Raw genomic sequence first — 22,871 nt, 5'->3', positions numbered from 1 at the left:
ACCTCGGCGTCGGGTATCGTTCAGTGCACCGACGATTTCGACCAGGGGAGCGCGCATGGCCGCCGTGGACCTCGCCACCCACCCCGGGCACCTCGCCCGGCGGCTGCAGCAGGCGCACTACCTGCTGTGGACCACGATGGTCTCCGAGGAGATCACCTCACCGCAGTTCGCGGTCCTCAACGCGCTCGTCGCCGAGCCCGGCCTGGACCAGCGCACGGTGGGGGAGCGGGTGGGGCTCGACCGGTCCACCGTCGCCGAGGTGATCAGCAGGCTCGGCCGGCGCGGGCTGCTGGACAAGGTCCGCGACCCGCAGGACGGCCGCCGCTTCGTGCTGCGCCCGACCGACGAGGGACTGCGCACGCACCGCAAGCTGACCGTGCGCACGGCCAGGATGAACCAGGTCTTCCTGGCGCCGCTGTCGCCCGAGGAGCAGACCGTCTTCTTCGACCTCATCCGGCGCGTCGCGGACGCGGCCGAGGGGCTCCGCAATCCGGCGGAACCCCTGGCGCCCGTGTGACGCCGTCCGGTCAGGAGGCCGTCGCGAACACCACCCACACCTGGCCCTCCGCGAAGTTCACCGGCGTCCCGTTCTTCGCCGTGAAGTCCGTACCGTCCGCGGCCTTCGCCCGCTTCCAGGTGACGGCGTGGGCGCGTCCGTCGCGCAGCACCGTCGCCTTCCCCGAGCCCACCGTCTCGGTGTATGGCGTGTTGTTGCCCAGGAAGTCGCGGAAGGCGGACTCGCGCACCTTCACGTGCTGCACCACGACCGTCGCGGGCGCCAGCCGCTTCCCGTCGGACGTCACCGCCGGCCGGCCGTCCATCGACACCAGCCAGCGGTCCCGGCTCTCGGACCAGGTGAACGTCGTGCGGGCCGCCGGATAGCGCACCGTGCGCGAGCTCACGGCCGTGCCGCCCTCGGGCGCCGCGCCGAAGCGGAAGCCGGTCGTCAGGGCGGCCGGCCCCGGCGCGGAATCGAGCAGCCGGCGCGGGCGGAGGTAGAGGTTGTGCGGGGAGGACCGGTCGGTGCTGCGGTAGTACGCGTCGGGCGCCTTGCCCGGCGGCACCGCGTGCAGCGGCGCCCTGTCGATCAGCGGCAGCAGCTTGCGCTGCGCCCCGGAGAAGGCCAGCGTCGGCCGGTCGAACTGGCGCAACAGCTCCAGGTCGGACTCCCGGGCGCTGCGCACCGGCCCGACGGTCTTCGGCAGCTGGGTCGCGTACACCGCCATCAGCCGGCTCAGCCCGCCCTCGACCTGCTCGACGTACACGATGTCCGCGGCGTCCAGACCGGTGTGCGGCCGGGCCGCTCGGACGTTGTCGAGCTTCACGGCGAGCGCCGACGACGGGCCGCCCTTTGGTCTCTTTTCCAGGGCGGGTGACGACTGATCCCGGCCGCGCCCGTCGTCGGCCGGCGGGCCAGCGGTCGTCGTGCAGCCCGCCGCCAGGGAAGCCGTCAGCGCGGCGGCCAGCAGCGCCGCTGCCGTCGCGGCGCGCGGTGGGCGCACTCCTCGTCCCATGTCCACGTTGGCCACCTTTATCGGTTTTGTTGATTGTGCGCTTATCGGTTCGCCGGTGGCCATACCCATGTGGTTCCGGTCCCGCCCGGCGACTGGGCCGATCGGCCCACCCCGCGGTTCGGTGCGGGTGACCCGGGTACCCGGGCCGAACCGTACGGCGGGACGCGCACACGTCATGGAGGGAGGCGCACGGCGATGCGGGCAGTGACCTGGCAGGGCAAACGGGACGTGCGGGTGGAGGACGTGCCCGATCCGAAGATCCAGGAGCCGACGGACGCGGTCGTCCGGATCACCTCCAGCGGACTGTGCGGCTCGGACCTGCACCTGTACGAGGTGCTCACACCGTTCATGACCCCGGGCGACATCCTCGGCCACGAGCCGATCGGCGTCGTCGAGGAGGTCGGCTCCGAGGTGCCCGGGCTCAGCCCGGGAGACCGGGTGGTGGTGCCGTTCCAGATCGCCTGCGGCCACTGCTTCATGTGCTCGGGCGGCCTGCCGACCCAGTGCGAGACCACCCAGGTCACCGGCGAGGGCATGGGCGCCGCCCTGTTCGGCTACACCCGGCTGTACGGCGCGGTGCCGGGCGCCCAGGCCCAGTACCTGCGCGTGCCGCAGGCGCACTACGGCCCGATCAAGGTTCCCGAAGGCCCGCCCGACGACCGCTTCCTCTACCTGTCCGACGTGCTGCCCACCGCCTGGCAGGCGGTGGCCTACGCGGACGTCCCGCACGGCGGCACCATCGCCGTGCTCGGCCTCGGGCCGATCGGCGACATGGCCTGCCGGATCGCCCAGCTGCAGGGCGCCGGGCGGGTGTTCGGCGTGGACCTGGTGTCGGAGCGGCTGCGCCGGGCCCGCGCTCGGGGCGTGGAGACGTACGACCTGAGGGCCTTCCACGACGAGAAGGAACTCGTCGCCGCGATCCGCGACGAGACCGACGGCCGCGGCCCCGACGCCGTGATCGACGCGGTCGGCACCGAGGCCCACGGCAGCCTGGCCGCCCGCCTGACCCAGCAGGCCTCCACGATGCTGCCGCGCAGGCTGAGCGGCCCTCTCGCGGAACGCTTCAGCGTCGACCGGCTCGCCGCCCTGCACACCGCGATCGACCTGGTGCGGCGCGGCGGCACCCTCTCCCTCGTCGGCGTCTACGGCGGCACCGCCGACCCGATGCCGATGCTCACCCTGTTCGACAAGCAGCTCCAGATCCGGATGGGTCAGGCCAACGTGCGCCGCTGGAGCGGCGACATCCTGCCCTATCTGACGGAGGAGGACCCGCTCGGCGTCGACGACTTCGCCACCCACCGGATTCCGCTGGACGAGGCGCCGCACGCGTACGAGATGTTCCAGCGCAAGCAGGACGGCGCGGTCAAGGTGCTGATGAAGCCCTGACGGGCCCGGGCGGCCTACGGCCCGAAGATCTCCGCGAGGTCGTAGCGGACCGGCTCCTCGAGCTGCGCGTAGGTGCAGCTCTGCGGCGTCCGGTCCGGGCGCCAGCGGCGGAAGCGGGCCGTGTGCCGGAAGCGCACGCCGTTCTCCATGTGGTCGTACGCCACCTCGGCGACCCGCTCCGGCCTGAGCGGCACCCAGGACAGGTCCTTCTTGCCCGACCAGCGGCTGGGCGCCCCCGGCAGCCGGGCGCTCTCGTGTGCGACCTCGTCCGCCCAGGCCGCCCAGGGGTGGCCCCGGACGTCGTCCATGCGCAGCGCCTCCAGCTCCCGCACCAGCTCGGCCCGCCGCTTCATCGGGAAGGCGGCGGACACGCCCACGTGCTGGAGGGTGCCCCGGTCGTCATACAGGCCGAGCAGCAGGGACCCCACGACCGGCCCGCTCTTGTGGAAGCGGTAGCCCGCGACGACCACGTCCGCCGTGCGCTCGTGCTTGATCTTGTACATGGCCCGCTCATCGGGCAGGTAGCGGAGCGTGAGCGGCTTGGCGATCACGCCGTCCAGGCCCGCCCCCTCGTACTGCTCGAACCACTGCCCGGCCACCTCGATGTCGGTCGTTGCCGGCGCCAGGTGCACCGGCGCCCGCACCCCGGACAGCGCCCGGGTGAGCAGCGCCCGCCGGTCGGTCAGCTCCACGTCCATCAGGGACTCGTCGTCCAGGGCCAGCAGGTCGAAGACCACCAGGGAGGCCGGCGTGCGCTCTGCCAGCGTCCGCACGCGGGAGTCGGCCGGGTGGATGCGCTCGGTGAGCGCGTCGAAGTCCAGGTGCCCCTCCCGCGCGATCACGATCTCGCCGTCCACCACGCAGCGCCGCGGCAGCCACTCCCGCACCGCCGTCACCAGCTCGGGAAAGTACCTGGTCAGAGGCTTTCCGGTACGGCTGCCGAGCTCGACCTCGGTCCGGTCCCGGAACACGATCGCCCGGAACCCGTCCCACTTGGCTTCGTACTGCATGCCCGGCGGGATCTTCGCCACCAGCTTGGCGAGCATCGGCTTAACGGGAGGCATCACCGGCAGATCCATGCTCCCGATTCTGCTCGGTTTTTCTGCATATTGCCTGGCATATCGCCCGGTATGCGAGGTCTGGGGGATACGCCTACCGTGGCCCCATGGGTGACGCGGTGGAACTGGAGGCGGGCGGCCGGACCGTACGGCTGTCCAGCCCGGACAAGATCTTCTTCCCGGAGCGCGGCTTCACCAAGCTGGACCTCGCCCGGTACTACCTCGCCGTCGGCCCCGGCATCCTGCGCGCCCTGCGCGACCGCCCCACGACCCTCCAGCGCTACCCCGAGGGCGTCACCGGCGAGTCCTTCTTCCAGAAGCGGGCGCCGAAGAACATGCCCGACTGGATCCCGACCGCGCACATCACCTTCCCCAGCGGCCGCAGCGCCGACGAGATGTGCCCGACGGAGGTCGCCGCCGTGGTGTGGGCCGCGCAGTACGGCACGCTCACCTTCCACCCCTGGCCGGTGCGCCGCACCGACGTCGACCGCCCCGACGAACTGCGCATCGACCTCGACCCGCAGCCCGGCACCGACTACGCCGACGCCGTGCGCGCCGCGGGCGAACTGCGCGCGGTGCTCGACGAGTTCGGCGGGCTGCGCGGCTGGCCCAAGACCTCCGGCGGGCGCGGCCTGCACGTCTTCGTGCCGATCGAGCCCAGCTGGACCTTCACCCAGGTCCGGCGCGCCGCCATCGCCGTCGGGCGCGAGATGGAGCGGCGCATGCCGGATCTCGTGACCATCAAGTGGTGGAAGGAGGAGCGCGGCAGGCGGATCTTCCTCGACTACAACCAGACCGCGCGGGACCGCACCGTCGCCTCCGCCTACTCCGTACGACCCCGGCCGCACGCCCCCGTCTCGGCGCCCCTGCGCTGGGCGGAGGTGGGCGACGCGCACCCCCGCGACTTCGACCTCGCGACCATGCCCGCGCGCTTCGCCGAGGCCGGCGACGTGCACGCGGACATGGACAAGCACCGCTTCTCCCTCGACGCCCTGCTCGAACTCGCCCGCCGGGACGAACACGACCACGGACTCGGCGACCTGCCGTACCCGCCCGAGTATCCGAAGATGCCGGGAGAACCCAGGCGGGTACAGCCGAGCCGCGCGAAGAAGCCGAAACCGGCGGCCGAGTGACTACAACTCCTCGATCCGGATGTCCCGGTAGGAGCTCACCTGGCCCCTTGCGAGGAAGACCGGGTCGAAGGCGTACCGCACAGCGAAGAAACTCCCGGCCGAGGCGCACCAGAAGGTCGCCCGGCAGCGCCAGGACACGGCCCGCAAGTGGGCCGGGTCCGTCGTCCGCGACCACGACGCCCTGGCCGTCTGGGACTTCGAACCGGAGCTCCTTGCCAAGACCGCGCCCGTCGGACTGCCCTGGCAGGACCTCGCGCTGGCCTGGGCCGCCTACCGGGCAGCGGAGCGCGGCGGGGGCGGACGGCGGATCGATCTGCTGGCCTGAGGCGGAAGTCCAAAGGGCCGCTCCGGCCCAGGAGTTCTCGTGCTCCAGAGGGCTGCCGCAGCCCCGGGCTTCCATGATCCGAGAGCGCTCTCACCGCCCGCGCGGCCGGGGCTATCCTGATCCGCAACGGCTGTGAGGTGCCTGGTGAGGAGCCCGAAGTGAGCGAGACAGTGCCGCGTCCCACGCTGGAGGCCGTGGCCGCGCGGGCGGGCGTGTCGCGGGCCACCGTGTCGCGTGTGGTCAACGGGGGCGACGGGGTGCGCGAAGCCCTCGTCGAGCGGGTCCGCAGGGCGGTGGAGGAACTCGGGTACGTCCCCAACCAGGCGGCCCGCAGTCTGGTGACCAGGCGGCACGACGCCGTCGCCGTGGTGATCGCCGAACCGGAGACCCGGGTCTTCGCCGACCCCTTCTTCGCCCGGCAACTGCGCGGCATCAGCAAGGAGTTGACGGCCCACGACAACCAGCTCGTGCTGCTGCTCACCGAGGGCCGCGCCGACCACGCCCGCGTCGGCCGCTATCTCGCCGGCGGCCACGTCGACGGCGCCCTGGTGTTCTCGCTGCACCTCGACGACCCGCTGCCCGGTCTGATCCAGCGGGCCGGCGTGCCGACCGTGTTCGGCGGGCGGCCCGGCTGGAGCGACGGCACGAGCGGTGTGGTGTACGTCGACAGCGACAACCGCGGCGGCGCCCGCGAGGCCGTACGCCACCTCCTCGGCCTCGGCCGCACCCGCATCGCGCACATCACCGGCCCCCTCGACCAGACCTCGGCGGCGGACCGGCTCGACGGCTTCCGGGACGTCATGGCGGACGCCGACCCGCACCTGGTCGCGGAGGGCGACTTCACCCCGGCCGGCGGCGAGCGGGCGATGCGGGAGCTCCTCGGCCGCCGCCCCTGCCTGGACGCCGTGTTCGCCGGCAACGACCTCATGGCCGCGGGCGCCCTTCGGGTCCTGCGCGAACACGGCCGGCGTGTGCCCGACGACGTCGCCGTGGCCGGCTTCGACGACATGCTGCCCGTCGCCGAACAGACCGACCCGCCCCTGACGACGGTCCGGCAGGACATCGAGGAGGCGGGCCGCCTGATGGCCCGCCTCCTGCTGCGCGGCCTCGACGGCAGCACCGCCGCCGAGACGCCGTCGGCCGCACCGTCCGGGGTGGTCCTGCCGACCACGCTGATACGGCGGGCCTCGGCATAGCTCCCGTCGGCGGGCGCGCCTCGCGGCCGGGTCGAGCAGCGGGCCGTTCGCGCGGCGTAGCCCCCACCGACGCTGCGCGCCTCAGCCCGGCTGCGCGCTTCTGATCACCCCGAACCGCGCCCCGTCCGGTCGGCGGTTTTTGAGATGCGGCCGACGTCAGGCACGTCCGTCGCGGGCATGCGGACCGTGCCGCCCAGTTCCTGCGGCACACCCGCCGGGTCGCCGAGGATCGCCCTGCGGCCCGGGCCGATCACGTCCATGGGCTGCATCATGACGCTGCCGTGCGCCTGCTCGGCGGCCTTGGCCGTGACGTCGGCGTCGGGGCTCTGGAGGTACACGGTCCAGGGTGGCGGGCCTGCTCCGGAGGGTTCTGCATGCCGCCGGCGACCGTCCTGCCGTCGAGCTGGAAGAAGCCGTAGCCGCCGGCCTCGGGGCCTCAGAAGGGTCCCGCTGTCTCCTCTGCCGAGTCTTGCACCGCCTACTGCCACTCGCCCCCGGAAGCGCCGCCGCACCGGCGGCCGACGGGGCCCGAATCCCCGCCACGCGTCTGCGCCCGGCTCCGCGCGCCGCCGTGCGCCGGGCCGCCGGGCGCGGGACCATCGGGGCGGCCGGAGGCCTGGGAACCGGCGTTGATGCGGCGTTGATCGAACGTTTTTCGCCGCCCGGCACGCTGTGGCCATGCACTTCGAGACGATCACGACGCCGGACCTGGCCTGGCAGGAGGAGGCGCTGTGCGCGCAGACCGGGGGAGACTTCTTCTTCCCCGAGCCCGGCAGTTCCGTACGCGAGGCGAAGCGGATCTGCGGGCTGTGCCCGATCCGCTCCGCCTGCCTTGAGTACGCCCTCGACCACGACGAGCGCTTCGGCGTCTGGGGCGGCCTGTCGGAGAAGGAACGGCTGCACCTGCGGCGCACGACTCATTAGCCGCCCGACCGCTCGCCTCGGGCCGTCCGGGAAGGCCTGCCGTGCCCGGGCACCGGCCTCGGCCGCCCGGAACGTCAGCCGGCCGCGCGCGCGGCCATCCGCGCCTTGCGCGCCGCCAGCTTCTCGTCGAACTTGGCCGCCTCGCTGTCCAGCCCGCCCATGTACAGGCCCAGCTCCTCCTGCGCCTTGAGGCCCTCGGGGCCCAGGCCGTCGATCTCCAGCACCTTCAGGAAGCGCAGCACGGGCTGGAGCACGTCGTCGTGGTGGATGCGCAGGTTGTAGACCTCGCCGATGGCCATCTGCGCGGCAGCCCGCTCGAAGCCGGGCATGCCGTGCCCGGGCATCCGGAAGTTGACCACGACGTCCCGCACGGCCTGCATCGTCAGGTCGGGGGCGAGTTCGAAGGCCGCCTTGAGCAGGTTGCGGTAGAAGACCATGTGCAGGTTCTCGTCGGTCGCGATGCGCGCCAGCATGCGGTCGCAGACCGGGTCACCGGACTGGTGGCCGGTGTTGCGGTGCGAGATCCGGGTGGCCAGCTCCTGGAAGGCGACGTAGGCCACCGAGTGCAGCATCGAGTGCCGGTTGTCCGACTCGAAGCCCTCGCTCATGTGGGCCATGCGGAACTGCTCCAGCTTGTCCGGGTCCACTGCGCGCGAGGTGAGCAGATAGTCCCGCATCACGATGCCGTGCCGGCCCTCCTCGGCGGTCCAGCGGTGCACCCAGGTCCCCCAGGCGCCGTCGCGGCCGAACAGGCTGGCGATCTCGTGGTGGTAGCTGGGGAGGTTGTCCTCGGTGAGCAGGTTCACCACCAGCGCGATCCGGCCGATCTCGGTGACCTTGGACTGCTCCTTGTCCCAGGCCTCGCCGTCCTCGAAGATGCCGGGGAAGTTGCGGCCGTCGCTCCACGGCACATACTCGTGCGGCATCCAGTCCCTGGCGACCTTCAGATGCCGGTTCAGCTCCTGCTCGACCACTTCCTCCAGCGCATACAGCAACCGGGCGTCGGTCCAGACGGCAGGGCTACCGAGGTGAGGGGAAGCGATCGTCACGGGAACTCCAGGGGGACGTGGAACACGGGCAAGGTGACCCGGCGGGCGGCGCCGGCAACCTACGGAATCGTAGGCTACGAGTCCGTAGGTTACGAGTCCGTAGGTTAAGCGTGTCGTAAAGCCCGCTGATCAGCGGGTTCGCGTCCCTGTACGAATCGGCCCCGGACCCGCAGGTCGGGGACCGAACGTGAGCGCCGCTCACGCCCTCAGGCGTACAGCTCCCGCAGCCGGACCGAGAGGCACGTCACACACCCTTCGAGCTTCTCGAACTCGCTGATGTCGACGAGCACCGGCTCGTGGCCGAGGTCGGCGAGCAACTCCGCGGTCTTCGACGCGCTCGCCGCCATCAGCAGCTTGCCGCCGCCCAGCAGCACCACGTGTGCCCCGGACTCCTCCGGCACCGGCAGAAAGCGGGGGAACAGCGAGGGCGCGTCCGTCTTCGGGATGTGCCCGACGACCGTACCGTCCGGCAGCGCCGTCACGGCCGACTTCAGGTGCAGGACCTTGCTCACGGGCACGGCGACGACCCGCGCGCCCAGCGGTTCGAAGACGGCACGCAGCTGCTGGATGCCGGCCGCGTTGGTCCGCCCGCCGCGGCCGACGTAGACCGTGTCGCCGATCTTCAGCACGTCGCCGCCCTCCAGCGTGCCCGGCTCCCAGATCCAGTTCACCGAGCAGCCCAGGCGCGCCACGGCCTCCTCGACCCCGGCGGTCTCGTCGCGCCGGGACGGGGCGCCGGGCCGGGTTATCAGGGCCACGTTCTTGTACACGACCACCGCGTCCTCGACGAACACCGAGTCGGGGCAGTCGTCGGCCCGGTCCACCTCGATGGTCTCCCAGCCGTGGGCCAGCAGGGCCTCGGTGTACTCCTCCCACTGCTCGACCGCGAGATCAACGTCGACCTTCTCCCGCTCGATGTGCGTCACCAGGCCTTCGGCGAGGCGCGGGCTGGGGCGGCGGACGAGGGCCTTCTGGCTGGGCACGAGAGGGACTCCGTATCGGCGGGGCGGAACTCGGCGCCCCTCGTGTATGGGGCACCAGTTGGCCATCATGCAGCGCCGCCCGGCGCGGGGAAAACCCTCATTGTCAGGCTGTGGCCCTCCTGAGATGCTCCGGGGTGCAGCCCCGGGCCGCGAGCATGTCCCGCGGGGTCCCCTCGAAGCACCCGGCCTCCGTCCCGGCCTCCGTCCGGGCCGAGGTCGACGACCCAGTCGGCGTGCGCCACCACGTTGCGCGATGACGTCCGGGGCGTGCTCGACGACCAGCACCGTGTTGCCCTTGTCGCGCAGCCGCGGCAGCAGGTCGCCGAGGCGCCCGACGTCGCGCGGGTGCAGGCCGACGCTGGGCTCGTCGAAGATGTACGTCATCCCGGTCAGGCTGGAGCCGAGGTGCCGCATGGTCTTCAGCCGCCGCCCCTCGCCGTCCGAGAGGGTGGACGTCTCCCGGTCGAGGCTGAGGTAGCCGAGGCCGATGGCGTCGACGCGTTCGAGCGCCGCCACGGCGGCCGAGGCGATCGGCGCGGCCACCGGTTCGTCGATCCCCTCAGTACGGCGATGAGGTCGGTGATCTGCATGCGGGCCAGTCCGCGATGCTCAGGCCGCCGATCCGGGTGGCCAGCGCCGCCGCGTTGAGCCGGGCACCCCCGCAGGCTGGGCAGGTGCCCTCCCGCAAAAACTCCCGCACGAGATCCCGGGTCTTCTGGCTCATCGCGGACAGGTCCCGCTTCAGGTACAGCCGCTCGAACCGGTCGGCGAGCCCCTCGTACTCGGTGGTCCAGGTGCCGCCGCTGCCGTTCACGGTGACCTTGCTGCCGGGCCGCCCGCGCATGAGGAACTCCCGCTCGGCGGCGGTGAGGTCACGCACCGGCTTGTGCGGGTGGAGGTGGGCGCTGTTCGTGTACGCCTGCCCCTGCCAGGTGCCCGCGGCGAACGGCGGGAACCGGACCGCCCCGCCGGCCAGGGAGCGGTCCGGGTCCGGGATGCGGCCCCAGTCGGGCCGTACCGTCCGCCCGAGCCCGTCGCACTCCGGGCACATGCCGGACGGGTCGTTGAACGAGTACGCCGTCGCCGGACCGGCGCTCGGCGTCCGTGCCGGGAGAACAGCACCCGGATCACCGCATTTCCTTCAGTTCTCCTTCCTCCAGCAGCAGCCAGCGGGTGATGCCGGCCGACTCCAGGAACGGCAGGTCGTGACTGGCCACGATCAGCGCCCCCTCGTAGGACTCCAGGGCCGTCGTCAGCTGCCGCACGCTGGACATGTCGAGGTTGTTCGTCGGCTCGTCCAGCATGAGCAGCTGCGGCGCGGGCTCCGCCAGCATCAGCGCGGCCAGCGCCGCCCGGAAGCGCTCGCCGCCGGACAGGGTCACCGCCTTCTGGTCGGCGCGGGCGCCCCGGAACAGGAAGCGGGCGAGCCGGGCCCGGATCCGGTTGTTGGTGGCGCCCGGCGCGAACCGGGCCACGTTGTCCGCGACGCTCAGCTCACCGTCGAGAACGTCCAGGCGCTGCGGCAGGAACCGCAGCGGGACATGGGCCATCGCCTCACCGGACACCGGCGCGAGCTCCCCGGCGATCGTCCGCAGCAGCGTGGTCTTGCCCGCGCCGTTGCGCCCGATCAGCGCGATGCGCTCGGGACCGTGCAGGTCGAAACCGCCCTCGACGCGCGCGCCGTAGGCCAGTTCCAGTTCCCGGAGGGTGAGGACGGCACGACCCTGCGGTACGGCGGTGTACGGCAGGTCGACGCGGATCTCGTCGTCGCTCCGCACGGCCTCTGCCGCCTCGTCGAGCCGCTCCCTGGCCTCGGCGAGCTTCTCCTCGTGCAGGATGCGGTGCTTGCCCGCGGACTCCTGTGCCGCGCGCTTGCGCGCCCCCATGACGATCTTCGGCTCGCGTTTCTGATCCCACATCTTCTGCCCGTACCGCTTGCGGCGGGCCAGCTTGACCTGGGCGTCGGTCAGTTCGCGCTGCTGCTTGCGCAGGTCGGACTCGGCGACCCGCACCATCCGCTCGGCCGCCTCCTGTTCGATCGCGAGGACCTCCTCGTACGCCGAGAAGTTGCCGCCGTACCAGGTGATCTGCCCGGACCGCAGATCGGCGATCTGGTCGACGCGTTCGAGGAGTTCGCGGTCGTGGCTGACCACGACCAGCACACCCGGCCAGGACTCCACGGCCGTGTACAGCCGCCTGCGCGCGTACAGGTCGAGGTTGTTGGTGGGCTCGTCCAGCAGCAGCACCTCCGGCCGGCGCAGCAGCAGGGCGGCCAGCCGCAGCAGCACCGACTCGCCGCCCGAGACCTCGCCGATCGTGAGGTCCAGTTCGACGTGGCCGAGGCCGAGTTCGCCGAGGTTGGCCAGGGCGCGCTCCTCCACGTCCCAGTCGTCGCCGACGGTCTCGAAGTGTTCCTCGGTCACGTCACCGGCCTCGATGGCGTGCAGCGCTGTCCGCTGTGCGGCGATGCCGAGGGCTTCGTCGACGCGGAGTGCGGTGTCGAGGGTGACGTTCTGCGGAAGATAGCCGACCTCGCCCGCAACGCGCACTGCGCCGTCGGCTGGGGTGAGCTCACCGGCGATGAGCTTCAACAGGGTGGACTTTCCCGACCCGTTGACGCCGACGAGTCCGGTCCGGCCGGGACCGAAGGACACGTCGAGGCCCTCGAAGACGGCGGTGCCGTCGGGCCAGGTGAAGGAAAGGGAGGTACAGGTGAGGGAAGTGGGCATGCGGGCCTCCGCGGTTGCTCGAAGCGAGTCAAGGGCAAACGCGTTTCGAGACACCGGCGACCGACGGGGAGGCCTCAGGGGGCATGAGAAGAGCCCTGTTTCCGGAGGACGGCTCGAACGCCGAGGTCGCACGCAACGCACACACTCCACGTGTGTGACGCGGTGTCTCAGGACCTCAGACGAACAACGTCCTTCTCCAATCGGCGGCAACAGGACCGCTGTACACCGTAGGAGGGGGTGGTACGGCTGTCAACGCATTACCGTGATCCCAGGGCGCAATGGCGTGATCACGTGGGGTGCCGGCCGGCCGTTGGGGGAGCTGAGGTGGTGCGGGCCGGCCGCCTACGGGGAGCGGGGGGCGTCGGCCGGCCGCCGACGGGGGAGGCGTCAGCAGGCGTCGCGCATCAGCTCCGCCAGGCCGTGGTCCAGGTCCAGCTGGAGGTGCTCCAGACCGGCCGGCACCAGCTCGCTGGTGGACTCGAGGAACCGGCGCACCTCCGAGGAACGGACGTGCACGACGGCGGTGCCCTCGGGGGCGTGGAACTCCAGGACGGTCCGGCCGTACCCGTACGGCCTGACCCGCACGTCGCCGTGGCCCTCGGGGCCCTTCAGGCCGGCGGCGAGCAGGTCGCGGGCGAAGGTCCAGCAGACCTCGACGCCCTCCAGGGTGGCCGGGGCCGGGAAGGTCATGCGGACGGCGAACGGATCACGCCGGTCGTAGTGCAGTGTGGCGGGAATGCTCGGCATGCGTGGCGCGGCGGCCACGAGGCGGGCCTCCACGGGCTGCTCGATGAGGGTGGACAACGCCTTGCTCCCTTGTGACGTCTGGACGGACTTCTGTGACGGCCGGACGAACTTCCGGGCGGACGAGACCGCACACCGGAAGAGACGACGGAACGGCCCGCTTCGTGCACACGAATTCCGAGTGACCTCCGTCACCGCGTTCATGCACAGAAGGGGAGGGTCTCTTCTCGCGTGTCCCGAAAGGCACTTGTGGCCTCTTCTGTCACGCCAGTTCCGGGACACTGCCGCGCCTTCTACCGCCGCCACGGCCTGGCGACGAGCGACCCGGTGGACGGCAGGTTCCGCATCCTGCGGCGAGCGACGGCGTCCGCAGCTGGACGGTGCCGCCGAGCGCGGGCATGCCGGCAGGCGCCCCATCCGCACCGGCGTCAACTGGCTCCCGTACAGCCGCACCGCCGCCCTCGCCCGTCGGCCCCACCGGCACCGACCTCACCACGTACGCCGGCCGCCCCTGGCGGACGGTCGACACGGGCTCGTACGACATCGTGGACTGCGCCCCCGACCTCGGCTGCTGGGCCGCCGGGGAGAACGGCCGCGTGACCCGAATGGCCTACCGACACCGTGCGACTTGCTGCTTTTGTCGGCAATGTGGGTACTCGGTCACCGAACCTGAGAGGAAGTGAGCGGACATGCCACGCGGTTCGAGCTCGAAGCGGGAACGGCAGTACGAGCACATCAAGAAGGGCGCAGAGGAGCGCGGCGAGAGCACCGGGCGCGCCAAGGAGATCGCGTCCCGGACGGTGAACAAGGAACGCGCCCGGTCCGGCGAGTCCAAGACCGCCAGCCGCACGTCGAAGCAGGACATGTCGTCCGGCAAGCGGGGCGGCCAGCGGTCCGGCCAGGGCTCTCAGGGCCCGACCTACGACCAGCTGTACGAGGAGGCCAAGCGCCGCAACATCCATGGCCGTTCGGACATGAACAAGAGTGAACTGCGCCGGGCGCTGGGCAAGTGAGGCCCGGCCTCAGTCGGATGTCTCCCGGTACGCCTTCAGGGCGGGCGCCGTCTTCGTCGCCTCGAACTCGACGATCCGGTACGCGCACACGCCCGCGGTGACGAACGGGTCCCCCGCCGTGATCGCCTCGATCCGCGCGCGGTCCTCGGCGACGGCGATGATCACGCCGCCGTCGCGGGGGTTCTTGCGCCCCGAGGCCAGGAACACCCCCTTGGCGTACTGCTCGTCGAGCCACGCCACATGCGCCTGAAGCGCGGCGTCGACGGCGGCGAGCGGGGCGGTGTAGGTGAGCTCCAGGACGAACATGGCCGCGAGCCTACCCCCGCCGCCCCGGCAGCCATTTCGGGGCCCGTACGCTCGGCACCACCATGACGACGGTACGCATTCCCGCGGGCTGGCCCGTGACCGAGGAGCAGGCCCGGGCCGTGCAGGACGAGCTGCGCGCCCGCGTGGTGCGCGACGAGCCGGGGCCGCCGCCCGGCACCGGGCACGTGACCGGTGTCGACGTGGCCTACGACGACGAGCGGGACGTCGTCGCGGCCGCCGCAGTCGTCCTGGACGCGGCCACCCTCGACGTCGTCGCCGAGGCCACGGCCGTCGGGCAGGTCAGCTTCCCGTACGTGCCCGGGCTGCTCGCCTTCCGCGAGATCCCCACCGCGCTCGCCGCTCTCGAGGCCCTGCCCTGCCCGCCGGGCCTCGTCGTCTGCGACGGCTACGGCCTCGCCCATCCCCGCCGCTTCGGCCTCGCCAGCCACCTCGGCGTCCTCACCGGCCTGCCCACGATCGGCGTCGCCAAGAACCCGTTCACCTTCACGTACGACGAGCCGGGCGCGCCGCGCGGCGGTACGTCCCCGCTGCTCGCCGGCGCCGAGGAGGTCGGCCGCGCGCTGCGCACCCGGGACGGCGTCAAACCGGTCTTCGTCTCCGTCGGCCACCGGGTGAGCCTGGCGGGCGCCTGCGCCCACACGCTGGCGCTGACCCCCGCCTACCGTCTGCCGGAGACCACCCGCCGCGCGGACGCCCTGTGCCGCAGGGCGCTGCGGGCGGCCGCCTACCCGGCCTGACCCTCGATGCGCCAGCTGCCGACCTCGCGGTACTCCGAGTCGTAGATCTCCGACCCGTCGCCGGGCCGCAGGGCGTAGTGCTTCAGGTTGCCGCCCCAGTAGCGGAGGATCCGGCCCAGCTCGCCTTCGGGGTTCTGGGTCAACGCGCCGTCGTCCATGGTGACTTCGAGAAGGAATTTCATACCTTCAAGTGTTTCATTGCACTGTTTCTTGGTACTTTGCCGCCGTTGCCGCTCGTGGCTTGCCGAGAGCAACGGAAAAGTCTCAAACCGGGGATGAGGGGAGGGGGCCGTCCGGCGGGCGGTCTGAGTACGGGGCCTGAGTACTTGTACGGATGTGGGGCGCCGTCGCGACCGGCAGGCTGGGTGCCATGACGACGCACCGCGCCCCCAAGCCCATGGATCACCCCAGCCGGCCCGTCGAGCGCGCCGTGACCATCGGCCTGATCCTCGCCGTGCTGGCCGGGCTCGGCTGGATAGCCGGGATGATCTACACGCTCGCCGCGTGGCCGCTGTAACGGTCGCCCGCAACCGTGGCTCAGCGCGCGGCGGCCACCCGGAACCGGATCCCCGCCGCGCGCAGCCGTCCGATCAGCGCGTCGCCCATCGCCACCGCCGGCGTCACCTGCCCGGCCGTCGGCGGCAGGTCGTCGAAGGTCAGCGACATCGCCGACTCGGCGACGATCTTCGCCGTCTCGCCGTACCCGGGATCGCCGCCCGAGACCTCGGTGAACACGCGACGCCCGCCGCCCTCGCCGACGAAGCGGAGGGAGAACGAACTCTTCGCCCGCTTCTCGGGGCCGGGCCCCTCGCCGGGCTTGAGCCGGGCGGACAACCAGCGCCGGGCGGGAGGCACTTGGGCCGCGGCGACCAGTGTGCCGAACGCCGCGACCCCGCCCACCGCGACGGGCAGCCGCCGTACCGCCGCGTACTGCCGGTAGCGGAAGTCGGGACCGTAGCGCTCCAGGGCCCGCGCTGAGCGCCGCACGATCTGCGGGTCGATGGTCGGCATCGGCAGCGCCCACGCGCCGACCTCCCGGGCGAACCGCGGCGCGCCCGTCGGCGCCACGGCCCGGCGGCCCACCATTCGCGGCTCGTGCCGCGCCCGGTCCCGCGCTGCCGCCGCCATCTGCCGCATGCGCGCCATCTGGCCCAGCGTCGAGGCGAACGTGCCGCCCGAGGGGGACGCGTCGACGGTCACGAACCCGTCCACCGTCAGCGGCACGCCCTCCGGCAGCTGCTGCACGGTGAAGTAGGCGCCCAGGTCGTGCGGCACGGAGTCGAAGCCGCAGGCGGGCACCAGCCGGGCACCGGTCTCCCGCGCGCGTGCGTCGTGCCGTACGTACATCAGGTCCACGAACTCGGACTCGCCGCAGAGGTCGAGGTAGTCGGTGCCGGCCTCCGCGCAGGCGGCGACGAGCTCCTCCCCGTACGTCACATAGGGGCCCACCGTCGTGGCCACCACGCGCGCGTGTGCGGCGAGTTCCCGCACCGACGCCGGATCGGACACGTCCGCCCGCAGCACCCCCGGCCGCGCGTCCCCCGGCAGCCGGTCCCGCAGCCGCTCCAGCTTCGCCTCGCTGCGCCCGGCGATCGCCCAGCGCAGTTCCCCGGGCGCGTGTGCGGCGAGGTACTCCGCGATGAGGGTGCCGACGAACCCCGTGGCCCCGAAGAGCACGATGTCGTACGGCCGGTCCGTCCTGTTCAGCCTGCTCATGACACCCCTTGGTCTCGCCGTATCCTCGCCGCACGCGCCGCTGTCGGTGGCCGAGGCTAGCGTGAGGAGTGCGGAGCCCGACGACGAGCCCGGAGGTTGCAGGTGGCCGTGCCCAGGAATGCCCTGAGGAAATGGGAGAAAGTGCGCGAGTTCGCCCTCGGGCTGCCCGGCGCCGTCGAGGAGTTCCCGTGGGGCGAGTCCGTCGCGAAGGTCAACAAGAAGGTGTTCGTCTTCCTCGGCGTCGACGACGGCAGCTATCCGCTGGGGATGACGGTGAAGCTCAAGGACGAGGCGGCCCACGCCCACGCCCTGTCCGTACCCGGCGCCGAACCCGCGGGGTACGGACTGGGCAGATCCGGCTGGGTGAGCATTCCCCTTGGGGAGAAGGGCGCCCCGGCCGCGGAGCTGCTGTGCGACTGGGTGGAGGAGAGCTACCGCACGATCGCGCCGAAGCGGCTGACGGCGGAACTGGACGGTCGCTGAGGCGACGGTCGCCGGCACTTGGCTAAGCGCTTGCTTGCCGAGGCCTTGTTCCGGGTGAAACGTGTTCTTGGCGTCATTGGTGTTACATCGGTCATGTCACAGACTGGGGCTCGGATGACAATGGCAAGGGCGGCGGGGAACGGCCCGCTCACCGGGGTGCGTGTGGTCGAGCTGGCCGGGATCGGGCCCGGCCCGTTCGCCGCCATGCTCCTCGCCGACCTGGGCGCCGACGTCGTCCGCGTGGACCGCCCCGGCGGCGCGGGCCTGGCGATCGACCCCGCGTGCGACGTCACCAACCGCGGCAAGCGCTCGGTGGTCGTCGACCTGAAGTCCCCGCACGGCCCCGCCCGCGTCCTCGACCTCGTAGAACGCGCCGGCATCCTGATCGAGGGCTACCGCCCCGGCGTCGCCGAGCGCCTGGGCGTCGGCCCCGCGGAGTGCCACGCCCGCAACCCGGGGCTGGTCTACGGCCGGATGACCGGCTGGGGCCAGCAGGGCCCGCTCGCCCACCGGGCCGGCCACGACATCGCCTACCTCGCCCTCACCGGCACCCTCGGCATGATCGGCACGCCGGACCAGCCGCCCCCGCCTCCCGCCAACCTCCTCGGCGACTACGCGGGCGGCTCCCTCTACCTCGTCGTCGGCATCCTCGCCGCCCTGCACCACGCGCGCGCGACCGGCACCGGCCAGGTCGTCGACGCTGCCATCGTCGACGGCGCCGCCCACCTCGGAGCGATGATCCACGGCATGCTGGCCGCCGGCGGCTGGCAGGACCGCCGCGCCGCCAACCTCCTCGACGGCGGCTGCCCCTACTACGGGACGTACGAGACGGCCGACGGGAAGTACATGGCGGTGGGCGCCCTGGAGCGGCAGTTCTACGACGAGTTCCTCCGCCTCCTCGGCGTCGAGGACCAGGCCGCGGCCCGCAAGGACGTCACCCGATGGGGCGAACTGCGCGAACAGATCGCGGCCCGCTTCAAGACCCGTACGAGGGACGAGTGGACGGCCGTCTTCGACGGCACCGACGCGTGCGTGGCGCCCGTCCTGACCCTGCGCGAGGCCCCGCATCACCCGCACCTCGCCGCCCGCGGCACGTTCACCGACCACGGCGGCATCACCCAGCCCGCCCCGGCCCCCCGCTTCTCCCAGACACCCGCCACCGTCCGCACCGGGCCCGCACAGCCGGGCGCCCACACGGCGGACGTGGCCCACGACTGGGACGTACCCGGACTCCTGCCCGCACCTCAAGAAGACCCGCACAGCCCCGGAAACCCTCAGTGAAAGGCCTCCCCGTGACCACCGAAGCGTACGTGTACGACGCGATCCGCACCCCGCGCGGGCGCGGCAAGGCCAGCGGCGCCCTGCACGGCACGAAGCCCATCGACCTGGTCGTCGGCCTCATCCAGGAGATCCGCGCCCGCTTCCCGGGCCTGGACCCGGCCGCCGTCGACGACATCGTCCTCGGCGTCGTCGGCCCGGTCGGCGACCAGGGCTCCGACATCGCCCGGATCGCCGCCATCGCCGCAGGCCTGCCCGACACGGTCGCGGGGGTGCAGGAGAACCGCTTCTGTGCCTCGGGCCTGGAGGCCGTCAACCTGGCCGCGGCCAAGGTCCGTTCGGGCTGGGAGGACCTCGTCCTCGCGGGCGGCGTCGAGTCGATGTCCCGGGTGCCGATGGCGTCGGACGGCGGAGCCTGGTTCAACGACCCGATGACGAACCTCACCGTCAACTTCGTGCCGCAGGGCATCGGCGCGGACCTGATCGCCACCATCGAGGGCTTCACCCGCCGGGACGTCGACGAGTACGCCGCCCTGTCGCAGGAGCGGGCGGCCACGGCCTGGAAGGAGGGCCGCTTCGCGCTCTCCGTCGTGCCGGTGCAGGACCGCAGCGGCCTGGTCGTCCTCGACCACGACGAGCACCTGCGCCCCGGCACCACCGCCGACTCCCTGGCGGGCCTCAAGCCGTCCTTCGCGGACATCGGCGACCTGGGCGGCTTCGACGCGGTCGCCCTCCAGCAGTACCACTGGGTCGAGAAGATCGACCACGTCCACCACGCGGGCAACTCCTCCGGCATCGTGGACGGCGCCGCGCTCGTCGCCATCGGCTCCAAGGCGGTCGGCGAGCGCCACGGCCTCACCCCGCGCGCGCGGATCGTGTCCGCCGCCGTGTCCGGCTCCGAGCCGACCATCATGCTCACCGGCCCGGCGCCCGCCACCCGCAAGGCGCTCGCCAAGGCCGGGCTGACCATCGACGACATCGACCTCGTCGAGATCAACGAGGCCTTCGCGGCGGTCGTGCTGCGCTTTGTGAAGGACATGGACCTGCCGCTGGACAAGGTCAACGTCAACGGCGGCGCGATCGCCCTGGGCCACCCCCTGGGCGCGACCGGCGCGATGATCCTCGGCACGCTCGTCGACGAACTGGAGCGCCAGGACAAGCGCTACGGCCTCGCCACGCTGTGCGTGGGCGGCGGCATGGGTGTCGCGACGATCGTCGAACGCCTCTGAACTCCCCGGCGTAACCACCAGACTTCTACGGAGATCTTGTCATGACCGAGAGCACCACCATCCGCTGGGAACAGGACCGCACCGGCGTCGTCACCCTCGTCCTCGACGACCCCGACCAGTCCGCGAACACCATGAACCAGGCGTTCCGCGACTCCCTCGCCATGGTCACCGATCGCCTGGAGGCCGAGCAGGACACCGTCCGCGGGGTCGTCATCACCTCCGCCAAGAAGACCTTCTTCGCGGGCGGCGACCTGCACGACCTGATCCGCGTGACGCCGCAGACGGCCCAGGAGGCCTACGAGGCGACCATGTCCGTCAAGCGCCACCTGCGCCGCATCGAGACCCTCGGCAAGCCCGTCGTCGCGGCCATCAACGGCGCGGCCCTGGGGGGCGGTTACGAGATCGCCCTGGCCTGCCACCACCGCGTCGTCCTGGACGCGCCCGGCGCGAAGATCGGCTGCCCCGAGGTCACCCTCGGCCTGCTCCCCGGGGGCGGTGGCGTCGTGCGCACCGTACGCCTGCTCGGCATCGCCGACGCGCTGCTGAAGGTGCTGCTCCAGGGCACCCAGTACAGCCCGTGGCGCGCTCTGGAGAACGGCCTCATCCACGACGTGGCCGAGACCCGGGAGGAACTGCTCGCCAAGGCGCGCGCCTTCATCGAGGCCCACCCGGAGTCGCAGCAGCCCTGGGACCGGCCCGGCTACCGCATCCCGGGCGGGACGCCGGCCAACCCCAAGTTCGCGGCCAACCTGCCCGCGTTCCCGGCCACCCTGCGCAAGCAGACCAACGGCGCCCCCTACCCGGCACCGCGCAACATCCTCGCCGCGGCCGTCGAGGGCTCCCAGGTCGACTTCGAGACCGCCCAGGTCATCGAGGCCCGCTACTTCGTGGACCTCGCCGCGGGCCAGACCTCGAAGAACATGATCCAGGCGTTCTTCTTCGACCTCCAGGCCGTCAACTCCGGCGCCAGCCGCCCCCAGGGAGTCGAGTCGCGCCAGGTCGGCAAGGTCGCCGTCCTCGGCGCCGGGATGATGGGCGCCGGCATCGCCTACTCCTGTGCCCGAGCGGGCATCGACGTCGTCCTGAAGGACGTGTCCCTGGACGCCGCGCGGAAGGGCAAGAGCTACTCCGAGAAGCTGTGCGCCAAGGCCGTCGCCAAGGGCCGTACGACACAGGAGAAGGCGGACGCGCTGCTCGCCCGCATCACCCCGGCCGCCGAGGCGCGGGACCTGGCGGGCTGTGACGCCGTCATCGAGGCCGTCTTCGAGGATCCGGCGCTCAAGCACAAGGTGTTCCAGGAGGTGCAGTCGGTCGTCGCGCCGGACGCCCTGCTGTGCTCCAACACCTCCACGCTGCCCATCACGCTGCTGGCGGAGGGCGTCGAGCGGCCCGCAGACTTCATCGGCCTGCATTTCTTCTCACCCGTCGACAAGATGCCCCTCGTCGAGATCATCAAGGGCGAGCGCACCGGCGAGCAGACGCTGGCCCGCGCCTTCGACCTGGTCCGGCAGATCAGGAAGACGCCGATCGTGGTGAACGACTCGCGCGGCTTCTTCACCTCGCGCGTCATCGGGCACTTCATCAACGAGGGCGTGGCGATGGTCGGTGAGGGCATCGAACCCGCCTCCGTCGAGCAGGCGGCGGCCCAGGCGGGCTACCCGGCCAAGGTGCTGTCCCTGATGGACGAGCTGACGCTCACCTTGCCCCGCAAGATCCGGGACGAGACCAGGCGGGCCGTGGAAGAGGCGAGCGGCACCTGGACGCCGCACCCCGCCGACACGGTCGTCGACCGCATGATCGACGAGTTCGGCCGCACCGGCCGCAGCGGCGGCGCCGGCTTCTACGACTACGACGACAGCGGCAACCGCGTGGGCCTCTGGCCGGGCCTGCGCGAGCACTTCACGCGGGACGGCGCGCGGATCCCCTTCCGGGACATGCAGGAACGCATGCTCTTCGCCGAGGCCCTCGACACGGTCCGGCTGCTGGAGGAAGGCGTCCTGACCTCCGTCGCCGACGCCAACATCGGCTCCGTCTTCGGCATCGGCTTCCCTGGCTGGACCGGCGGCGTCCTGCAGTACATCAACGGCTACGAGGGCGGCGCCCGGGTAGGTGCCGGACTGCCCGGCTTCGTGGCACGCGCGCGTGAGCTCGCCGAACGCTACGGCGACCGCTTCACGCCGCCCACGCTGCTGGTGGAGAAGGCGGACAAGGGGGAGGTGTTCGGCGACTCAGTCCGGGCCTGACCGGGTGAGCCACTCGCCCAGCTCTTCCTTCAGTGAGCGCTGGAAGGCCGTCAGCAGCGCCTGCACCACCAAGGGGTGCATGTGGGCCGACAGGGACTTCACGTCCCGCGCGGCACGCTCCGACACCTCGCCCCGGAAGAGCCGGTAGAGCTCGTGAGCCGCGGCGCGCGTGTGATCCACGAGGACCTCGCGCGCTGCGAGGATCGCCTCCTGCGACAGCGGTACGTCCAGCAGCTCGACGCCGAGCCGGAGCATGCCCAGGTCGACGTCGTACCCGCCGTCCCCGGGCCGCACCACGTCCATCGCGGCCAGCCGCTCGACGTCGTCGTCGCCCAGCGGCCGCCCCGCCCGCCGCTGAAGCTCCTCCCGGGTCACCGTCTCCACCGCGTCCGGCGCCCAGGAGGCCACCACCGCCCCGTGTATCGCGAGATCGTGCGGGCTCAGGCCCTCCGGCAGCCGGTCCAGATAGCGCTCGATCGCGGCCAGCGTCATCCCCTGGTGCTGCAACTCCTCGATGAGCGCCAGCCGGGCCAGGTGCTCCCGCCCGTAGTGGCCCACGCGCCGCGGACCGATCACCGGCGGCGGCAGCAGACCCCGGGTGCCGTAGAAGCGGACCGTGCGCACCGTGAGGCCCGCCCGCGCGGCCAGCTCGTCGATCGTGAGGGTCGGCTCCTCGGCTTCGGTGGTCATGTGCAGCAGTATCGCTGTCTCACAAGTGCTGTGAAACCTCCTGCGGCGATCACCTTTCCCGCTCCAGTGAGATGAGCCGCTCTGTGAATGGGCCACCGCGTATGAAGCGGTTTC

22 protein-coding genes and 4 pseudogenes are annotated in these 22,871 nt (G+C 72.0%); 14 read left to right on the top strand and 12 right to left on the bottom strand.

The window, feature by feature from the left end; translation table 11 throughout:
• Positions 1-55: 55 nt before the first annotated feature.
• A complete protein-coding gene (locus H8R17_RS04680) occupies positions 56-517 on the top strand; it encodes a MarR family winged helix-turn-helix transcriptional regulator (RefSeq protein WP_187821839.1) in 462 nt (153 codons plus the stop codon).
• A 10-nt stretch (positions 518-527) separates the two neighbouring features.
• Here the strand turns inward: H8R17_RS04680 and H8R17_RS04675 are convergent, their stop codons facing one another.
• Complete coding sequence (locus H8R17_RS04675) at positions 528-1,514, bottom strand: DUF3048 domain-containing protein (RefSeq protein WP_187821942.1); 987 nt, start codon at positions 1,512-1,514, stop codon at positions 528-530.
• A 195-nt stretch (positions 1,515-1,709) separates the two neighbouring features.
• Between H8R17_RS04675 and H8R17_RS04670 the strand changes: the two genes are divergently transcribed.
• Complete coding sequence (locus H8R17_RS04670; protein ID WP_187821838.1) at positions 1,710-2,900, top strand: zinc-dependent alcohol dehydrogenase; 1,191 nt, start codon at positions 1,710-1,712, stop codon at positions 2,898-2,900.
• A gap of 14 nt (positions 2,901-2,914) precedes the next feature.
• Here the strand turns inward: H8R17_RS04670 and H8R17_RS04665 are convergent, their stop codons facing one another.
• Positions 2,915-3,979, bottom strand: a complete 1,065-nt coding sequence (locus tag H8R17_RS04665) for an ATP-dependent DNA ligase (protein WP_187821837.1) — start codon at positions 3,977-3,979, stop codon at positions 2,915-2,917.
• 86 nt (positions 3,980-4,065) lie between these two features.
• Here H8R17_RS04665 and ligD point away from each other — a divergent pair, with 86 nt between their 5' ends.
• The 3 genes and pseudogenes from ligD (at position 4,066) to H8R17_RS04650 (ending at position 6,612) form a co-directional block, all read left to right on the top strand.
• Entirely contained in the window at positions 4,066-5,091 is a 1,026-nt protein-coding gene (gene ligD / locus H8R17_RS04660) for a non-homologous end-joining DNA ligase (protein WP_187821836.1), read from the top strand.
• Positions 5,092-5,149: 58 nt separating this feature from the next.
• Positions 5,150-5,416 (top strand): annotated as a pseudogene (locus tag H8R17_RS46340) (hypothetical protein); the annotation flags it as partial.
• Between the two features lie 158 nt (positions 5,417-5,574).
• On the top strand, positions 5,575-6,612 hold the full coding sequence (locus tag H8R17_RS04650) for a LacI family DNA-binding transcriptional regulator (RefSeq protein ID WP_187821834.1): 1,038 nt from the start codon (positions 5,575-5,577) through the stop codon (positions 6,610-6,612).
• 203 nt (positions 6,613-6,815) lie between these two features.
• Here the strand turns inward: H8R17_RS04650 and H8R17_RS04645 are convergent.
• Positions 6,816-7,048: pseudogene (locus H8R17_RS04645) on the bottom strand (VOC family protein); the annotation flags it as partial.
• Between the two features lie 242 nt (positions 7,049-7,290).
• Between H8R17_RS04645 and H8R17_RS04640 the strand changes: the two are divergent.
• On the top strand, positions 7,291-7,536 hold the full coding sequence (locus tag H8R17_RS04640; RefSeq protein WP_187821833.1) for a WhiB family transcriptional regulator: 246 nt from the start codon (positions 7,291-7,293) through the stop codon (positions 7,534-7,536).
• Between the two features lie 74 nt (positions 7,537-7,610).
• Here the strand turns inward: H8R17_RS04640 and H8R17_RS04635 are convergent, their stop codons facing one another.
• The 5 genes and pseudogenes from H8R17_RS04635 to H8R17_RS04615 all read right to left on the bottom strand — a co-directional run bounded on the left by H8R17_RS04635 (position 7,611) and on the right by H8R17_RS04615 (position 13,101).
• On the bottom strand, positions 7,611-8,585 hold the full coding sequence (locus tag H8R17_RS04635) for an acyl-ACP desaturase (protein WP_187821832.1): 975 nt from the start codon (positions 8,583-8,585) through the stop codon (positions 7,611-7,613).
• A 206-nt stretch (positions 8,586-8,791) separates the two neighbouring features.
• Positions 8,792-9,568 (bottom strand): dimethylargininase, encoded by a 777-nt coding sequence (ddaH, locus tag H8R17_RS04630; protein WP_187821831.1) that lies wholly within the window; start codon positions 9,566-9,568, stop codon positions 8,792-8,794.
• A gap of 106 nt (positions 9,569-9,674) precedes the next feature.
• Positions 9,675-10,723, bottom strand: a pseudogene (locus tag H8R17_RS04625) (excinuclease ABC subunit UvrA); the annotation flags it as partial.
• On the bottom strand, positions 10,696-12,297 hold the full coding sequence (locus H8R17_RS04620; RefSeq protein WP_187821830.1) for an ABC-F family ATP-binding cassette domain-containing protein: 1,602 nt from the start codon (positions 12,295-12,297) through the stop codon (positions 10,696-10,698). The pseudogene H8R17_RS04625 and the gene H8R17_RS04620, both read right to left, overlap by 28 nt.
• Before the next feature lie 387 nt (positions 12,298-12,684).
• Positions 12,685-13,101: an SsgA family sporulation/cell division regulator gene (locus H8R17_RS04615; RefSeq protein ID WP_187821829.1), complete on the bottom strand. Its 417-nt coding sequence runs from the start codon at positions 13,099-13,101 to the stop codon at positions 12,685-12,687.
• Between the two features lie 251 nt (positions 13,102-13,352).
• Between H8R17_RS04615 and H8R17_RS49075 the strand changes: the two are divergent.
• Positions 13,353-13,649 (top strand): annotated as a pseudogene (locus H8R17_RS49075) (oxidoreductase); the annotation flags it as partial.
• An 81-nt stretch (positions 13,650-13,730) separates the two neighbouring features.
• Positions 13,731-14,054 (top strand): plasmid stabilization protein, encoded by a 324-nt coding sequence (locus H8R17_RS04610; protein WP_187821828.1) that lies wholly within the window; start codon positions 13,731-13,733, stop codon positions 14,052-14,054.
• Positions 14,055-14,063: 9 nt separating this feature from the next.
• Here H8R17_RS04610 and H8R17_RS04605 read toward each other — a convergent pair whose 3' ends face one another.
• Positions 14,064-14,360 (bottom strand): YciI family protein, encoded by a 297-nt coding sequence (locus H8R17_RS04605; RefSeq protein WP_187821827.1) that lies wholly within the window; start codon positions 14,358-14,360, stop codon positions 14,064-14,066.
• A gap of 62 nt (positions 14,361-14,422) precedes the next feature.
• On the opposite strand from H8R17_RS04605, the gene H8R17_RS04600 reads away from it, so the two are divergent.
• The gene (locus tag H8R17_RS04600; protein ID WP_187821826.1) at positions 14,423-15,118 is read left to right on the top strand and encodes an endonuclease V; all 696 of its coding nucleotides are present in this window, start codon (positions 14,423-14,425) and stop codon (positions 15,116-15,118) included.
• Here H8R17_RS04600 and H8R17_RS04595 read toward each other — a convergent pair.
• Entirely contained in the window at positions 15,106-15,300 is a 195-nt protein-coding gene (locus H8R17_RS04595; RefSeq protein WP_187821825.1) for a hypothetical protein, read from the bottom strand. The two genes, H8R17_RS04600 and H8R17_RS04595, sit on opposite strands and share 13 nt — an antisense overlap.
• Before the next feature lie 188 nt (positions 15,301-15,488).
• Here H8R17_RS04595 and mmpA point away from each other — a divergent pair, with 188 nt between their 5' ends.
• Positions 15,489-15,635: a morphogenic membrane protein MmpA gene (gene mmpA / locus H8R17_RS04590; protein ID WP_187821824.1), complete on the top strand. Its 147-nt coding sequence runs from the start codon at positions 15,489-15,491 to the stop codon at positions 15,633-15,635.
• A 20-nt stretch (positions 15,636-15,655) separates the two neighbouring features.
• Here mmpA and H8R17_RS04585 read toward each other — a convergent pair whose 3' ends face one another.
• Entirely contained in the window at positions 15,656-16,834 is a 1,179-nt protein-coding gene (locus tag H8R17_RS04585; RefSeq protein WP_187821823.1) for a trans-acting enoyl reductase family protein, read from the bottom strand.
• A 102-nt stretch (positions 16,835-16,936) separates the two neighbouring features.
• Between H8R17_RS04585 and H8R17_RS04580 the strand changes: the two genes are divergently transcribed.
• The 4 genes from H8R17_RS04580 to H8R17_RS04565 all read left to right on the top strand — a co-directional run bounded on the left by H8R17_RS04580 (position 16,937) and on the right by H8R17_RS04565 (position 22,067).
• Positions 16,937-17,317 carry an MmcQ/YjbR family DNA-binding protein gene (locus H8R17_RS04580; RefSeq protein WP_187821822.1) on the top strand — a complete coding sequence of 127 codons (381 nt, stop codon included), beginning with the start codon at positions 16,937-16,939 and terminating at the stop codon, positions 17,315-17,317.
• A 114-nt stretch (positions 17,318-17,431) separates the two neighbouring features.
• Complete coding sequence (locus H8R17_RS04575) at positions 17,432-18,598, top strand: CaiB/BaiF CoA-transferase family protein (RefSeq protein WP_187821821.1); 1,167 nt, start codon at positions 17,432-17,434, stop codon at positions 18,596-18,598.
• An 11-nt stretch (positions 18,599-18,609) separates the two neighbouring features.
• Entirely contained in the window at positions 18,610-19,824 is a 1,215-nt protein-coding gene (locus H8R17_RS04570; RefSeq protein WP_187821820.1) for an acetyl-CoA C-acetyltransferase, read from the top strand.
• 41 nt (positions 19,825-19,865) lie between these two features.
• Entirely contained in the window at positions 19,866-22,067 is a 2,202-nt protein-coding gene (locus H8R17_RS04565) for a 3-hydroxyacyl-CoA dehydrogenase NAD-binding domain-containing protein (RefSeq protein WP_187821819.1), read from the top strand.
• Here the strand turns inward: H8R17_RS04565 and H8R17_RS04560 are convergent.
• Positions 22,053-22,757 carry a MerR family transcriptional regulator gene (locus tag H8R17_RS04560; RefSeq protein ID WP_187821818.1) on the bottom strand — a complete coding sequence of 235 codons (705 nt, stop codon included), beginning with the start codon at positions 22,755-22,757 and terminating at the stop codon, positions 22,053-22,055. The two genes, H8R17_RS04565 and H8R17_RS04560, sit on opposite strands and share 15 nt — an antisense overlap.
• Positions 22,758-22,871 lie beyond the last annotated feature (114 nt).

Origin of the sequence: Streptomyces sp. TRM68367 (genome assembly GCF_014495685.1) — a bacterium.
GTDB lineage: Bacteria > Actinomycetota > Actinomycetes > Streptomycetales > Streptomycetaceae > Streptomyces.
Note: the sequence above shows the minus strand (reverse complement) of the source record. Positions and strands in the feature narration are given on the sequence as shown.

What these genes read in the sequence shown, in the direction of transcription:
- mmpA (WP_187821824.1), top strand. Translation starts at nt 15,489, where the DNA reads ATGACGACGCACCGCGCCCCCAAGCCCATGGATCACCCCAGCCGGCCC.
- H8R17_RS04680 (WP_187821839.1), top strand. Translation starts at nt 56, where the DNA reads ATGGCCGCCGTGGACCTCGCCACCCACCCCGGGCACCTCGCCCGGCGG.
- H8R17_RS04600 (WP_187821826.1), top strand. Translation starts at nt 14,423, where the DNA reads ATGACGACGGTACGCATTCCCGCGGGCTGGCCCGTGACCGAGGAGCAG.
- H8R17_RS04560 (WP_187821818.1), bottom strand. Translation starts at nt 22,757, where the DNA reads ATGACCACCGAAGCCGAGGAGCCGACCCTCACGATCGACGAGCTGGCC.
- ligD (WP_187821836.1), top strand. Translation starts at nt 4,066, where the DNA reads ATGGGTGACGCGGTGGAACTGGAGGCGGGCGGCCGGACCGTACGGCTG.
- H8R17_RS04620 (WP_187821830.1), bottom strand. Translation starts at nt 12,297, where the DNA reads ATGCCCACTTCCCTCACCTGTACCTCCCTTTCCTTCACCTGGCCCGAC.
- H8R17_RS04675 (WP_187821942.1), bottom strand. Translation starts at nt 1,514, where the DNA reads ATGGGACGAGGAGTGCGCCCACCGCGCGCCGCGACGGCAGCGGCGCTG.
- H8R17_RS04595 (WP_187821825.1), bottom strand. Translation starts at nt 15,300, where the DNA reads ATGAAATTCCTTCTCGAAGTCACCATGGACGACGGCGCGTTGACCCAG.
- H8R17_RS04670 (WP_187821838.1), top strand. Translation starts at nt 1,710, where the DNA reads ATGCGGGCAGTGACCTGGCAGGGCAAACGGGACGTGCGGGTGGAGGAC.
- H8R17_RS04585 (WP_187821823.1), bottom strand. Translation starts at nt 16,834, where the DNA reads ATGAGCAGGCTGAACAGGACGGACCGGCCGTACGACATCGTGCTCTTC.
- H8R17_RS04605 (WP_187821827.1), bottom strand. Translation starts at nt 14,360, where the DNA reads ATGTTCGTCCTGGAGCTCACCTACACCGCCCCGCTCGCCGCCGTCGAC.
- H8R17_RS04565 (WP_187821819.1), top strand. Translation starts at nt 19,866, where the DNA reads ATGACCGAGAGCACCACCATCCGCTGGGAACAGGACCGCACCGGCGTC.
- H8R17_RS04640 (WP_187821833.1), top strand. Translation starts at nt 7,291, where the DNA reads ATGCACTTCGAGACGATCACGACGCCGGACCTGGCCTGGCAGGAGGAG.
- H8R17_RS04575 (WP_187821821.1), top strand. Translation starts at nt 17,432, where the DNA reads ATGACAATGGCAAGGGCGGCGGGGAACGGCCCGCTCACCGGGGTGCGT.
- H8R17_RS04665 (WP_187821837.1), bottom strand. Translation starts at nt 3,979, where the DNA reads ATGGATCTGCCGGTGATGCCTCCCGTTAAGCCGATGCTCGCCAAGCTG.
- H8R17_RS04610 (WP_187821828.1), top strand. Translation starts at nt 13,731, where the DNA reads ATGCCACGCGGTTCGAGCTCGAAGCGGGAACGGCAGTACGAGCACATC.